Below are 13,140 nucleotides of genomic sequence, written 5' to 3' on the forward strand. Positions count from 1 at the left end.
TGCGCATGATCCGATCGAAACTTAAGCCAGCAATCTCATGCTTGCTGACACAAGTGCCGAAGAGCGCTCATCAAACAGGCACTTTGCTGCGCGATCTGGTTGCCGGAGTCGGCAAGATCGTCAGGGCCGCCGCTTCCGGAGAAGGGCAATGTTGATGACATCGCGACTTCTGAAAAGATCAATCGAATATGATCGTCAATTGCACGACGAAGCGTATCATGGTACGGTCTACCTCAGGTTGGGTTGGAGTTTGAACAAGCAAGCGCCTGCTTCTCGCCTTGATAGAGGCAGACGAGGGGACAAGGACGGACCGTCGACGATCGGGACATTCAGACGGATTCGTTTTCACGATCACATCTGGGCGGAAGTTTGCTGGGCGGAAGTTTGCGCAGCTTTGTCTGCCGTGAGGTAGCAATGGACCTCTTCAGCTTCATCGATTGTGCAAACCGCACGCAGTCGCTGTCCGACCTCTTCGATCTTCTCGTCGGTTCTGCAGCCGATGAGGGCTTCGGCCAAGTGGCTTATGGCGCCCTGAACTACGAAGAGTCGGTACGGCTGCCAGAGCATCCTATGCCGGCCATCGCTCTCAACTTTCCGCTCGATTGGCGGAAGCACTATTTCGAGCGAAAGTATCACGAGATTGATCCGGTCGTCAGGCGAACGGCAATTCACAGCAGGCCGTTTCTGTGGGATCACCTGCTCGAGCAGAAGCAGTTGCAGGACGGCGAGCGGTTGGTCCTTCATGAGAGCCGCGAAGCCGGTCTCAAGCACGGGATGAGCGTGCCGCTGTTTGGACCGTCGGGGCGCATCTCCGTTCTATCCTTTGCATCCAGCTTCGACGATGCCAACCCGATCCGGCAAATGAAGCATCTTCACGCCTTGGCGTGTCAGTTCCATGTCGCCTTTGGCGAGCTTGCCCCGCCAGCGATGGGCAGGAAGGCGATCAAGCTTTCGCCGCGCGAACGTGAATGCCTGACATGGACGGCGGAGGGTAAGTCCTCCTGGGACATTGGAATCATTCTCAAGATCAGTGAAAACACGATCAACTTCCACATCAAGAAGGCCGCGAGAAAGCTTGGCACGAACAGCCGGACGGTCGCCGTCGTCAGGGCGATACGGCTTGGTCTGATCGAGGTCTCCGGACTATCCGGCTCATCTCCGCCGATGTGGATGGATACAGCACCGACTGAAGCCGACGCCGATCAACCGTCGCCATTCTGACATTTGCGGGCAGGCTCCGCTATTCTGCGCGGCTCAGGCAAGGGGGCGATGGTCGCATGCAATCGCGATCGCCGCGGCCGAGCTCCGCCGTTAGCCCATAACGCCCAAGAATAGGCCTCCTTGATTTCGGACTTTGACAGAGACGCGGGACTCTTCCAGCCTGATGCGTGGGCAACGGGCGAGGCTCCGGATGAAGTACGTCTCTATGAAGTACGTCTATATGTTGGCTTTCTGCATCGCCGTCACGGTGAACGCGACCGGTGATGTGTCTGCAGCGGAAGTCCTTCCGGGGACCACCCTGCAGATCGGGGCCGGTGGATCAGACATTACCACGCTTGACCCCCATCGTGCGACGACCAGCACCGACAAGCCGCTGATCGGCCTGATGTTCAACGGCCTGGTTCGATTCAAGCCAGGGAGCGCTGATCCCAAGGATCTTGAACCCGATCTCGCCGAGCGCTGGGAAACGTCCCCAGACGGACGAATCTGGACCTTCTTCATCCGAAAGGGTGTCAAGTTTCACGGCGACTGGGGCAGCCTCACCGCAGATGATGTCGTCTACTCGCTGACACGTGCCGCAGACCCCAGCCGATCGAGCTTCGCTGCAGACTTCTCCGCGGTGGAGAGCATCGCCAAGGTAGACGGGTCCACCGTTCGCATGACCCTGAAGTATCCAGATCCGAATTTCCTCGGCCGCTTGTCCAACTATCACGGCGGAAACATTGTCTGCAAAAGAGCAGTGGAGGAGTTCGGAGACAAGTTTTCCTCCAACCCCGTCGGTACGGGTCCGTTTGCGTTTTCAGAGCATGAAACGCAGCGGCATGTGAAGCTGGTCGCAAACGAGGGCTATTTCCGCGGCCGGCCGCAGATCAGCAATATCATGTACCGTACGATCCCCTCCGACAGCGCCCGCGAGCTCGCCTTTGCGTCCGGAGAGCTCGACGTCATCCAAGGCCGGCGCGAGCAACGCTGGGTCGATATGACCCGCCAGCGCGGCAACATGGTCGTTGATGTCTTCCGTCCAGGAGAGTTTCGAACGCTTCACATCAACAGCAGTATTCCGCCGCTCGATGACCTGAAGGTCCGACAGGCAATCGCCGCTGCGGTCAATCTCGACGATCTCGTGCAGTTTGTCGGTAAGGCCGTCAGTCTGAAAGGCTGCTCGGTCGTGCCCCCGGGCTATATCGGAGAGGACTGTTCATCAGGGGCTTATGCTTACGATCCGGTGAAGGCCAAGGCGCTTCTGGCCGAAGCGGGCTACCCAAATGGCGTGACGCTCAAGGTCGTGGTGTCCAATATCTCCGCTATCCTGCCGACAATGGAAATCATTCAGCGCCAGCTCGCAAAGGCCGGTATCAAGCTGGATATGAGCGTTGTCGATCACGCCACGTATCAGGGCCAAATTCGCGGCAATGCGAGCGCTCTGGTGTTCTATGGCGCCGCCAGATTTCCGGTCGCCGACACGTACCTGACCGAGTTCTATCACTCGAGCTCGAGCATCGGAAAGCCGACGGCGGTTGCCAATTTCTCCCATTGCGACGTTGCGGACGCCGACATACAGGCGGCGCGGGTGGAAGGCAGTGTGGAGCGGCAGCAGGAGCTTTGGAAGGAGGCTCAGCGCAAGATCCACGACGCCGTCTGTTCTGTTCCGCTGTTTGAGCTTCAGCAGGTCTGGGGGCACAGCAAGCGTGTCAACTACGGCTATGAGCTTAAAGGAGCCATGAATCTCGCTCCGCCGATCACCGAGGCGACGACGCTTATGCCGCGCTGAGCGACTCCTGGGAAAGCCGTGCGGCCGTCGTGCGTGCCTGCTGCAGGAAGGCGTCGACCAGACTTGCATTGCGGCTGTCGCGCATTCGACAGAGCTGGAAGTCGTAAGACAACGCGGGCTCGAAGCGTCTGATGGCCAGACGGTCCTGAAGCCCGCTGAACATCAAAGGGTGCACCAGCGCGACGCCGAGGCCAGCTGCCACGAATTCGCACAGGGTCGGCGAGACATTGGCAACGAGCACGGTGTTGGGTCTGACGTTGTAGGCGTCGAACATCGTCGCAATGCACTGACCGGCCTGGCTCTCAGGATCGAAAGACACGAAGGGAATGTTGTCGAGATCATCCGGCTCCACAACGTTCTTCATGGCGAGGGGATGATCGGTCGGCATGATGCAGACGAGCGGGTGCTGGGTCAGCGGTTCGGCGATCACGTAGGGATTGTCGATCCGCGAGCTGACAAGGCCGACATCGAGCTTGCGTGTGACCAGCCAGTCCACGATCCATTCCGAGCTGCGTGACTTGACCGAGCAGAACACGTTGGGATGCTGCTGCAGGAAGCCCATCGTCGCCTGCTGGATGAACGAACGCGACAAAGCCGGCATGACTCCGACAAGAAGCTGCCCCTGCTCCTCGCGGCGGATGGCCTCGACGGCATTCTCCACCTGGCGGACACCTGAAAAAATACGATCAATCTCCTTGTAAAGCCGCATGCCGCGCTCTGTCGGAGCAAGACGGCCCTTGATGCGATCGAACAGGCTGAGCCCGGTATCCTCTTCGAGATGAGCGATCAGTTTGCTCATCGCGGGCTGGGAGATGTTGAGGATCAAAGCGGCTCGGCTGATCGAGCCGCTCTCGATCACCGCTTTGAACGCCTCAACCTGTCTGAGATTGATCTGACGAGCCATCCCATAACCCTGAAGAATACAGCCAGAGATTTTCGACTTTGACCAAATATCTCTTTTTGTCGTCATATTGGGCAAGAGGAAATCTGATGCATCCTGAGATAATAGTTATCGGTGCGGGCACGGTCGGTGCTGCGATCGCTTATGGGCTTGCGCGAAGACAACGCCGAGTGCTCGTGCTCGACGGTGACGATCGCGACCATCGTGCGGCGCGGGCCAATTTCGGCCTTGTTTGGCTACAGGGCAAAGGCCAGAACATGCCCGCCTATCAGCAGCTGTCACGCCGTAGCGTCGACATGTGGTCCGACTTTGCGTCGGAACTCACTGATCTGGCCGCGTTGGATCTTCAGTATGAGCAGAATGGCGGTTTGGCGTTCTGCCTCGGAGATGACGCGTTCGAGAAGCGCCGCTTGGACCTTCAGCGGCTGCAGAATCAGCTTGGCGGAGCGGGGGCGGATTGGCGGATGCTCGATCGCGCTGAACTGGCCAAACTGCTTCCGAAGGTTCGATTGGGGCCTGACGTGGCCGGCGCCAGCTTCGGCCAGCGGGACGGGCATGCCAATCCGCTTCAGCTCCTTGCGGCTCTTCATGCCGGAATCCTGCGTCTGGGTGGAGATCTGCGCCGAAACGCTGCGGTGCGGCAGATCGTGCCCAGCGAGGCAGGCTTTACGGTGACGTTCGGAAACGAAACGGTCAGCGCGCCGCGCGTGCTGATCGCTGCGGGTCTCGGGTCTCAGGCGCTGGCGCGGCAAGTGGGTCTTGAAATCCCGCTGCGGCCTCAACGCGGGCAGATCCTGGTGACCGAGCGCCTTGAACCATTTCTGCCTCTGCCGACGAGTGGCTTGCGTCAAACCCGGGAAGGCACCGTGATGATCGGTGCTACCCATGAGGAGACCGGTTTCGATAGCTCTGCGACCGCGATCGCGGCGGCAGATCTCAGTCGGCGGACGCTTCGCATCGTGCCGGGGCTTGCTGAGGCTAAATTGGTTCGGCAGTGGGCTGGGTTGCGCATCATGACCCCTGATGGGTGTCCTGTTTACGCCCAGTCCCAGAAGCACCGGGGAGCCTTCGTGGCGTTGTGCCATTCAGGCGTCACGCTTGCAGCTCTGCATTCCACCGTCTTGGCCGATGCCATCTCGGCCGGCCAGTTGCCGGATTCGCTCGATATCTTTCATCAGAGTCGCTTTGATGTTTCGAAAGCTGCATGAGCCCGTTGAGACCGTGACTGTCTATGTCGAAGGCAAACCTGTCACGGCGGAGCCGGGCGAAAGCCTGGCAGCTGTGCTGCTCCGGCAGGCTGCCGTCTGGTCACGCCCCACGCCGGTCAAAGGGAGCGGGCGAGCTCCCTATTGTATGATCGGCGTCTGCTTCGACTGTCTCGCTCAGGTGGATGGAATCGCCTCGGTTCAGACCTGCATGACCCCGGTTCAGGAGGGCATGAAGGTTGAGCGCCAGCAGCGTAAGCGGTGCTTGCCGTCATGAGCACCACCGATCTTCTCATCGTAGGGGCTGGCCCTGCTGGCATGACAGCGGCCATCACAGCCCGCCGCTATGGAATTGACGTCCTGGTTGTGGACGATCAAAGTTCGCCTGGCGGGCAGATCTGGCGCTCGGTCGAAACCCAAGCGGCGACCCCGAGGGGAGCCATCCTTGGAAGGACTTATCAGGACGGAAAGGCTGCGACCGATGCATTCCGCGTCAGCGGCGCGCGGTACGAGCCTCGTACACAGCTTTGGCAGGTCGAACCTGGTTTTCGTGCCTTCGTGACCCATGATGGCAAAGCCCGGACGATCGAGGCGCGCGCCATCGTCCTCGCAACCGGCGCCCAGGAGCGGCCTGCTCCGTTCCCAGGCTGGACACTGCCGGGAGTCCTCACGGTGGGTGCCGCTCAGGTCCTGTTGAAGACCGCCGGGCAGATCCCGTCCAAGCCGGTCTGGGTCGCTGGTTGTGGCCCGTTGCCGCTTCTCTACCTCGTTCAGTTGCTTAACGCCGGAGGCCAGATCGCCGGCTATCTGGACACGACACCGGCCGGGAGTCATTGGGCGGCGCTCCAGCATCTGCCGAAGGCCCTGCGTGCCAGTGGGGCGCTCCTCAAAGGGCTCGGGTGGACGGCCGTCCTTCGACACCGGCGTGTGCCCGTCGTCCGTCATGTCATCGACCTCGTGGCGCACGGATCGGACCGGATCGAATCCATCAGCTATCGAACGGCCGATGCACAAGAGAAGACCGTTTCCGCGGATAATCTGTTTGTGCATGAAGGTGTCGTGCCGAACGTCCATGCCCCGCTGGGGCTGGGCTGCGCGGTTGAATGGCGTGACGAGCAGGATTGCTACGTTCCGGTTCTCGATCAATGGGGTGAAACGACCAAAGCCGGTATCTTCATTGCCGGGGATGGCGCGGGCATTGCTGGTGCGAAGGCCGCGCAATTTCGTGGGGCGCTCGCAGCACACAGGCTGGCAGTCAAGCTCGGCTATGCGGACGAGCAGATCGTGCTCAAGGAAGCGTTGCGCGTTCAAAAGAGTTTGGCTCGCGAACTTGCCTTGCGGCCCTTTCTTGACACCATGTTCAGACCCCGCGGCAGGATTTTTAGTCCGTCCGATGAGACTGTCATATGCCGCTGCGAGGAGGTCACGGCAGGAGAGATCCGGGCGATGGCGCAGATCGGCGGCTCCGGCCCGAACCAGATCAAGGCCTTCACGCGTGCAGGGATGGGCCCCTGCCAGGGGCGGCAATGCGGTTATACCGTCACCCGCATCCTCGCGGAAATCCAGGATTGTCCTATAGGGGAGATCGGCTTCTATCGAGTCAGGCCCCCGCTCAAGCCCGTGACGCTTGGAGAGCTGGCCACACTCGATCAAAAGGAGGAGGTGTTGTGAGGCACTTTCCTTGTCTGGAGAGAAGAGTTCAGTCCGAACATTCTGGTTTCTGTTCGCGAATGTGCTGGGTGATCCAATGATCAGCTTTGCCTTCAAGCGGCTGTTGCTGGCCATCCCCACCTTGCTGGTGATGCTGACAGCAATCTTCGTGCTGGTGCGTCTCGTTCCGGGTGATGCGGCATCCGTCATCCTCGGCGACCAGGCAACCGAAGCCTCGCTTCGCGCGATGCGAGCCCGGCTCGGGCTCGATCAGCCGATCCAGGTTCAATATCTTCACTTTCTCGGTGAGGTGCTCACCGGAAATCTCGGGCAATCGCTGAGCAGCGGCCGGACCGTCGTGCAAGAGGTCCTGCTGGTGTTGCCCTCGACGATCCAACTCACCTTGGCGGCCATCGTGATCGGAATCGTCCTGGGTCTGCCGCTCGGAATCCTCGCAGCGCTCGGCCGCAACAGCTGGATCGACTACGTCTCGCGGCTGGTCTCGTTGGTCGGGCTATCGTTCCCAGCGTTTGTGTCAGGCATTCTGTTGCTCATCGTATTCGCGATCCAGCTGGGATGGTTCCCCGTTCTCGCGTCCGATAGCACGGATCCGATCGAACGGTTACGAAGCCTTGCCTTGCCTGCGCTGAATCTCGGCTTGATCCTGATGGCCTATGTGGTGCGTGTCACGCGGTCATCCATGCTGGGAGTCCTTGGCGAGGATTACATCCGCACAGCGCGCGCGAAGGGAGTGACTCCCACGCGCCTCGTCATGCGACACGCTCTGCGCAATGGCCTCATTCCGGTGGTTACCGTTGTTGGCCTCTACTTCGGTACGTTGATCGGAAATTCGGTGCTCACGGAGATCATCTTCAACCGACCCGGCCTCGGCAAGCTGATCTTCGGGGCACTCAACGCTCGCGACTATACGCTGCTCGAGGGGCTGATGATCATCTTTGCCATCTGCGTCATCGTCGTGAATACGCTGACGGACATTACCTATGGGCTTATCGATCCGCGGGTGAAATACAAATGACGGTCGGGGTTGCATCGGTTGCAGTGTCGCAGCCTAGTCGATTGTGGTTGGCCTTCTCCAGAAATCCTCTCTTCTGGCTGGGTGCGCTGCTCCTCGCGCTCATCATCGTCGTGGCGGTGCTCGCGCCGGTGATCGCGCCTCATGACCCGCTGGAGCAGAATATCGTGGCCAGGCTCGAGCCGCCGTCAGCGGAGTTTCTGTTCGGAACGGACAATTACGGCCGAGATGTCCTGTCCCGTCTGATCTATGGAGCCCGCATCTCCCTGATGGTCGGTTTCGTCGCTATCCTGATTGCGATGACGATCGGCTGCACGATAGGAATCGTTGCGGGTTATGTCGGAGGAGCGCTGGATCAGCTCGTGATGGGGGTGCTCGATGTGATGCTCTCGTTTCCAGCTCTCCTGCTCGGCCTCATGATTGCGGCGATGCTCGGCGCCAGCCTTCAGAACCTGATCATTGCAATCGCAATCACGGAGATCGCGCCGTTTGCGCGAGTTGCCCGGGCGCCAACGATTGCATTGAAGCAGCAGGACTTCGTGATCGCGGGCCGAGCGCTTGGGTTCGGACCCGTCCGGATCATGGGGGTTCATATTCTCCCCAATCTCATCTCGGATGTGGTGGTGATGAGTTCACTATGGATGGCTTCCGCGATTCGCACGGAAGCATCGCTGAGCTTCATCGGGCTAGGCGTTCCGCCACCGACACCGACCTGGGGCAGCATGATCCGCGAAGGGTTCGACAACATCCTCGACGCCTGGTGGCTCGCGGTCTTCCCAAGCCTTGCGATCTTGTTGACCGTGCTCGCCCTCAATCTCCTGGGAGACGCTCTGCGAGACGCCATCGACCCAAAGCTGCGGGGGGAATAGCAGGCATGACATCGTTTCCTAGGCCAGCTCTCGACCTGCGCAATCTGCGGACCGAATTCCGAGTCGGCGGCCATTGGTACCCGGCAGTACGAAACGTCTCGGTATCACTGATGCCAAACGAGACGCTCGCGGTCGTGGGCGAGTCGGGCAGTGGCAAGAGCGTCACGGCCCTGTCCATCCTACGGCTGCTTCCGCATGCCGGTGCTCGCATCCAAGGCGGAGAGGTGTTGTTCGAGGGTCAAGATCTGGTGACCTTGTCCGAGCGGGACATGAGCACGATCCGGGGCAATTCGATTGCGATGATCTTCCAGGAGCCGATGACGAGTCTCAATCCGACCATGACCGTGGGAGACCAGATCGCGGAGGCGATCCTCATTCATCGCGGAGGGTCGCGCATGGAGGCCAAGGCTGAGGCGCTTCGGCTCTTGGCGGAGGTCAAGATTCCATCGCCGAAGAGCCGACTAGATGAGTATCCGCATCAATTTTCGGGAGGGATGCGCCAACGCGTCATGATTGCCATGGCACTTGCCTGCCATCCGAGGGTTCTTCTGGCCGACGAGCCGACGACGGCACTCGATGTGACGATCCAGGCGCAGGTGCTGACTCAACTCGAAGAGCTCAAACAGGCCTACGGAATGTCGATGCTGTTCATCACGCACAATCTTGGCGTGGTTGCGCAGATCGCCGACCGCGTTGCCGTGATGTATGCGGGCGAGATTGTCGAGCTTGCGACTGTCGACGCGCTGTTCGCAAAGCCCATGCACCCTTATACGGCGGCGTTGCTGCGCGCCATGCCGCGAGCTGACCGGGCCAGCGAGAGTCTGGAGCCGATCCCCGGCAGCGTTCCCGCCCTGTCTGCTGTTCCAACAGGCTGCGCCTATGCGCCCCGCTGCCCGTTCAAGGACCGCAGCTGTACCGAACTGCACCCAGAACTCGTATCATCAGGTGATCCCGGACATTTGGTGCGCTGTCCCGTCAGACCGGTCGGAGGAGTGCATTGATGACGACATCCGTGGGAAGCGGCGACTTTGTTGTACGTCATCTTTCGAAGACCTTCGTGAGACACGGAGGTTCAGGCGCCAGATGCGTCCGGGCGGTCGATGATGTGTCTTTCCGCATTCCAAAGGGGGCTTCCCTTGGCCTCGTGGGCGAGTCCGGTTGTGGCAAGTCAACGGTCGCGCGTACCATCCTTCGGCTCATTGAGCCCGATAGCGGATCAATCTTATTCGACGGCATCGATGTCCGCGCCGCCAAGGGGGCCACCTTGCGCGCGTTGCGGCGCCGGATGCAGATCGTGTTTCAGGATCCGTATTCTTCGCTCAACCCGCGCCGAACAATCCGGCAGACTCTGGAAGAACCCCTTCGTGTTCATCTGCGGCTCTCGTCCAAGGACATCCGCGAGAAGGCGGAAGCCGCCATGCTTGAGGTCGGGTTGCCGCGGGAAGCACTGGAACGCTATCCGCACGAGTTCTCGGGCGGGCAGCGGCAACGAATTGGCATTGCACGGGCGCTGGTCTTGGATCCCGAACTGGTCGTCGCAGACGAGGCCGTTTCTGCTCTCGATGTGTCGGTCCAGGCGCAAATTCTTCGACTGCTGGAGGGGCTGCGCGAACGCCGCGGCCTGTCGTTCTTGTTCGTTTCGCATGATCTCGGGGTGGTCCGCCATTTCTGCGACCGGGTCTCCGTCATGTATCTTGGGCGCATCATCGAAGAGGGGCCGACGGCAGATGTTCTTGACCGTCCGTTGCATCCTTACACCAGGCTTCTGCGCGACAGTTATCCAGTGCCGGATCCGAGGGCCCGCCGGCCTCTGATCCAGATCGTGGGAGAGGTTCCTTCTGCAGCCAATCCGCCTTCGGGCTGTGGCTTTCATCCGCGTTGCGCGCGAGCGGAAGGTCTATGTTCCGTCGAAAGGCCGCAGTTGGAGACGTCGGGGGACGGCCGATTCCGGGCATGCTACTTCCCGGAAACAAGCGAGATCGCGTGGGGGGGCCTGCGCATCGGAGCGCGATGACTTGAAGCCCCGCCAAAGAAGTTCATTGGCGAGTGTGCCGTGATCGTAATCCAGTCGTCCAATTCCTTGGATTGAAGTCGACCGAGCGGAAGCTTCGCTGGAGGCTAGCGCGAGAGCCGCTCCCTGATCAGCGGCGAGTGGGGCTTATCCGATCCGATCGGTGCAGCATTCGCGCGTTGCTGACCGGCTCAGGTCGGGGAAGGTAGGTGGCAGGTCCGTCCGGGGCGAAGTCGAGCGAATAGCCCAATCCTCGCACCGTACGGATATAGTTCGGCTCGCCACGTTCACAAAGAGCCTTGCGAATCCGGCTGATATGAACATCGATTGAGCGAACGGCGTTCTCCTGAGTATGTGCTCGAATGCTGGATAGGATCTGCTCCCGAGAAAAGACCTTTCGGGGGCATTCGAGGAGCTGTTGCAAGATCCGATATTCGACGGGGCAGAGGCGAATGCAGCGCGCTCCTCGGGAGACGCGATGCGCGTCGGACTCCATGACAATGTCGGCAAATCGAAGCACTTTGGGACTGGAACAAGTCGATTCGCGCAGAAGGCCACGCAGCCGGTCGATGAAGATGTCCGGAAGAAACGGCTTCAATATATAGCTTGTCCGATCCGCATGGACGCACGCCTCCTCGAGGTGAGGCGATACGCTTGCCATGATCAGCGTCGGGACATTCTGCGTTGCAGGGTCCCGGTGCAACTGTTCGAGCGCGAAGGCTACGCGATCCCCGCACGATACATCGTCCAGGGCGATCAAGCCGGGGCGCGCGGCGGTGGCGGAGGCGATCGCATCTGTCAGGGTGTCAGTCAGCATGCAGTCGAAGCCGTTGCTCTCGAGAATGTATTTGAGCAGGCTCGTGAATCCCTTGTCGCCGACCAGCAGGACGCGTGGTCTCGAAGGCACGGAGATGGAGCGGCCTTCGTCGCGGGCTCTAGAACCAGGCGCGGACATCTGGTCGCATCCCGCCGCGGATTGGTCGACCCCCGAATCCGGTCTCCAGCCGGTCGCGAATGCAAGGCCCTTGTCCTGATTTTTAGCTGAGTTTGCGACACTGCAGAACTCCTCGGCAGGCTCGTCACTGCCAGCTAGGACTGCCTTGTGCACCATTCCAATCTCCATCATGTGTCTGCATCATCGGATGCAGTAGAGCAGCTTCCGGCGCGCGCGGAAGCTACCAAGCCGGATAGGGGGCTGGACGTGTACGGCTGCCGTCGGCAACCTTGGGACGGGTACGGATCCGTGAATGGTGATGCAATTCCGCATATGGCGGTCGTCGCTGCGGAACAAGAAGACTGCGCTCCGGACAGCGGACCTCTACCAGGGTTGGTAGTGGCAGTGTGTGGTCGGCCGCCCTATCTTTGCGGTGCAGGCTCTCCGTGCCGCAGCCGGTCGCAAGTCATCAAGCTTTGGCGCGTCCAGTCGAAGGATCCATGATATGATTTTCGGAGAGGCGCAGATGGTCAGCCGCATCGGATTTGTGCAGGGTGATCTGATGGAGCCGGCTGACAAGAGAGGACGAGGCTTTCTCACGGATTGCTGGCGCGAGGAATTCTCGGTTGCCCAAAAAGTCGGCTTCGAATTGATCGAGTGGAGGATCGGTGAAGAGCCGATCCTGATGAATCCTGTGATGTCGACCACCGGACGAGATCAGATGCGGCGGCTTAGTCGCGAGTGCGACATCTGCATTCCATCGCTGTCCGCCGACTTCATGATGCAATCCCCCTTCTACAAGGTCACCGGCCGTGAGCATTGGGCGAGGCTCGATCTGCTCGGTGCCGTGATCGAGGCGTGTGCTGAGATCGGCATCAAGCTCCTCGTGGTGCCACTCGCGAACGGCGGGCAACAGCTTTCCTCCCGCGAGGCGGCGGCACTTCGATCCGGACTGGATCGGCTTGCGCCGCTCCTTGAGGCTTGCGGCGTCGTCCTCTCCCTTGAGTCTGATCTCGATCCGCTGCCCTTGGCATCGCTGATCGAACCATACCCGGCAGACCGATTCGGCATCACATACACGGTTGGATGTCGACCTTCGACGAGCGCTGATGCGCATGAGGCCCTTGCCGCCTGCGGCAACCGGATCGTGAACGTCCACCTGAAGGACTGGAATTTGCACGTCAACCGCGCTTCGCCGTCTCGTCAGCGAACCAACCTCGCCGGCGCGCTCAATCAGCTGAGACTCGCAGGTTATCGGGGCGATCTTATTCTTCAATCGACCCCTGGTAACTGTCGAGCAGCATTGCTCGCCCAGTATGGTGCCATGGCTGCGACCTGGTGGAGCTTCGGTGGGCCAGATCATCTCAGTCTTGCTCCAGGGATGGTCGAGGCGAACGAGAACCTGCAACAGCTGTCGCATACGCGGTGAGCCTGGAGCTCGACGCCACGCCGAGACGAATTCCCTGCAGGCTGTGACTTCGCACCTCTCCGCATGAATTGGTGCGTCCCGGAGCTCGCTTTGGACGAAGCATGATCCTGGCGGTT

The 13,140-nt window shown here is 60.3% G+C and carries 12 protein-coding genes; 10 read left to right on the top strand and 2 right to left on the bottom strand.

Translation table 11 applies throughout. From position 1 onward, the window contains the following. Positions 1-414: 414 nt before the first annotated feature. Both QX039_RS22645 and QX039_RS22650 read left to right on the top strand, forming a co-directional pair. Entirely contained in the window at positions 415-1,221 is an 807-nt protein-coding gene (locus QX039_RS22645; RefSeq protein ID WP_315773499.1) for a LuxR family transcriptional regulator, read from the top strand. A gap of 190 nt (positions 1,222-1,411) precedes the next feature. Beyond that, a complete protein-coding gene (locus QX039_RS22650) occupies positions 1,412-2,992 on the top strand; it encodes an ABC transporter substrate-binding protein (protein ID WP_316219527.1) in 1,581 nt (526 codons plus the stop codon). Here QX039_RS22650 and QX039_RS22655 read toward each other — a convergent pair. Beyond that, positions 2,979-3,962 (bottom strand): LysR substrate-binding domain-containing protein, encoded by a 984-nt coding sequence (locus QX039_RS22655; protein ID WP_315773581.1) that lies wholly within the window; start codon positions 3,960-3,962, stop codon positions 2,979-2,981. The genes QX039_RS22650 and QX039_RS22655 overlap by 14 nt on opposite strands. A gap of 20 nt (positions 3,963-3,982) precedes the next feature. On the opposite strand from QX039_RS22655, the gene QX039_RS22660 reads away from it, so the two are divergent. The 7 genes from QX039_RS22660 to QX039_RS22690 all read left to right on the top strand — a co-directional run bounded on the left by QX039_RS22660 (position 3,983) and on the right by QX039_RS22690 (position 10,664). Next, positions 3,983-5,101, top strand: coding sequence for an FAD-dependent oxidoreductase (locus QX039_RS22660; protein ID WP_315773503.1), 1,119 nt, complete (start codon positions 3,983-3,985; stop codon positions 5,099-5,101). Then, positions 5,082-5,375, top strand: coding sequence for a (2Fe-2S)-binding protein (locus QX039_RS22665; protein WP_315773505.1), 294 nt, complete (start codon positions 5,082-5,084; stop codon positions 5,373-5,375). Before QX039_RS22660 ends, QX039_RS22665 begins: the two co-directional genes overlap by 20 nt. Further along, complete coding sequence (locus QX039_RS22670; protein WP_315773507.1) at positions 5,372-6,769, top strand: FAD-dependent oxidoreductase; 1,398 nt, start codon at positions 5,372-5,374, stop codon at positions 6,767-6,769. Before QX039_RS22665 ends, QX039_RS22670 begins: the two co-directional genes overlap by 4 nt. 76 nt (positions 6,770-6,845) lie before the next feature. Next, positions 6,846-7,784 carry an ABC transporter permease gene (locus QX039_RS22675; protein ID WP_315754288.1) on the top strand — a complete coding sequence of 313 codons (939 nt, stop codon included), beginning with the start codon at positions 6,846-6,848 and terminating at the stop codon, positions 7,782-7,784. Further along, a complete protein-coding gene (locus QX039_RS22680) occupies positions 7,781-8,650 on the top strand; it encodes an ABC transporter permease (protein ID WP_315773510.1) in 870 nt (289 codons plus the stop codon). The genes QX039_RS22675 and QX039_RS22680 overlap by 4 nt, the downstream gene beginning before the upstream one ends. Positions 8,651-8,655: 5 nt before the next feature. Further along, the gene (locus tag QX039_RS22685) at positions 8,656-9,651 is read left to right on the top strand and encodes an ABC transporter ATP-binding protein (protein ID WP_315773511.1); all 996 of its coding nucleotides are present in this window, start codon (positions 8,656-8,658) and stop codon (positions 9,649-9,651) included. After that, complete coding sequence (locus tag QX039_RS22690; RefSeq protein WP_315773513.1) at positions 9,651-10,664, top strand: oligopeptide/dipeptide ABC transporter ATP-binding protein; 1,014 nt, start codon at positions 9,651-9,653, stop codon at positions 10,662-10,664. Before QX039_RS22685 ends, QX039_RS22690 begins: the two co-directional genes overlap by 1 nt. A gap of 127 nt (positions 10,665-10,791) precedes the next feature. On the opposite strand, the gene QX039_RS22695 is transcribed toward QX039_RS22690, so the two are convergent. Beyond that, on the bottom strand, positions 10,792-11,772 hold the full coding sequence (locus QX039_RS22695; RefSeq protein ID WP_315773515.1) for a response regulator transcription factor: 981 nt from the start codon (positions 11,770-11,772) through the stop codon (positions 10,792-10,794). A 328-nt stretch (positions 11,773-12,100) separates the two neighbouring features. Here QX039_RS22695 and QX039_RS22700 point away from each other — a divergent pair, with 328 nt between their 5' ends. Beyond that, positions 12,101-13,024, top strand: a complete 924-nt coding sequence (locus tag QX039_RS22700) for a sugar phosphate isomerase/epimerase (protein WP_315773517.1) — start codon at positions 12,101-12,103, stop codon at positions 13,022-13,024. Positions 13,025-13,140 lie beyond the last annotated feature (116 nt).

It is taken from the genome of Bradyrhizobium sp. SZCCHNR1043 (genome assembly GCF_032489675.1).
GTDB lineage: Bacteria > Pseudomonadota > Alphaproteobacteria > Rhizobiales > Xanthobacteraceae > Bradyrhizobium.

Coding starts and splice junctions, on each gene's coding strand:
- QX039_RS22700 (WP_315773517.1), top strand. CDS start 12,101: ATGATTTTCGGAGAGGCGCAGATGGTCAGCCGCATCGGATTTGTGCAG.
- QX039_RS22695 (WP_315773515.1), bottom strand. CDS start 11,772: ATGGTGCACAAGGCAGTCCTAGCTGGCAGTGACGAGCCTGCCGAGGAG.
- QX039_RS22665 (WP_315773505.1), top strand. CDS start 5,082: ATGTTTCGAAAGCTGCATGAGCCCGTTGAGACCGTGACTGTCTATGTC.
- QX039_RS22655 (WP_315773581.1), bottom strand. CDS start 3,962: ATGACGACAAAAAGAGATATTTGGTCAAAGTCGAAAATCTCTGGCTGT.
- QX039_RS22670 (WP_315773507.1), top strand. CDS start 5,372: ATGAGCACCACCGATCTTCTCATCGTAGGGGCTGGCCCTGCTGGCATG.
- QX039_RS22645 (WP_315773499.1), top strand. CDS start 415: ATGGACCTCTTCAGCTTCATCGATTGTGCAAACCGCACGCAGTCGCTG.
- QX039_RS22660 (WP_315773503.1), top strand. CDS start 3,983: ATGCATCCTGAGATAATAGTTATCGGTGCGGGCACGGTCGGTGCTGCG.
- QX039_RS22690 (WP_315773513.1), top strand. CDS start 9,651: ATGACGACATCCGTGGGAAGCGGCGACTTTGTTGTACGTCATCTTTCG.
- QX039_RS22680 (WP_315773510.1), top strand. CDS start 7,781: ATGACGGTCGGGGTTGCATCGGTTGCAGTGTCGCAGCCTAGTCGATTG.
- QX039_RS22685 (WP_315773511.1), top strand. CDS start 8,656: ATGACATCGTTTCCTAGGCCAGCTCTCGACCTGCGCAATCTGCGGACC.
- QX039_RS22675 (WP_315754288.1), top strand. CDS start 6,846: ATGATCAGCTTTGCCTTCAAGCGGCTGTTGCTGGCCATCCCCACCTTG.
- QX039_RS22650 (WP_316219527.1), top strand. CDS start 1,412: ATGAAGTACGTCTCTATGAAGTACGTCTATATGTTGGCTTTCTGCATC.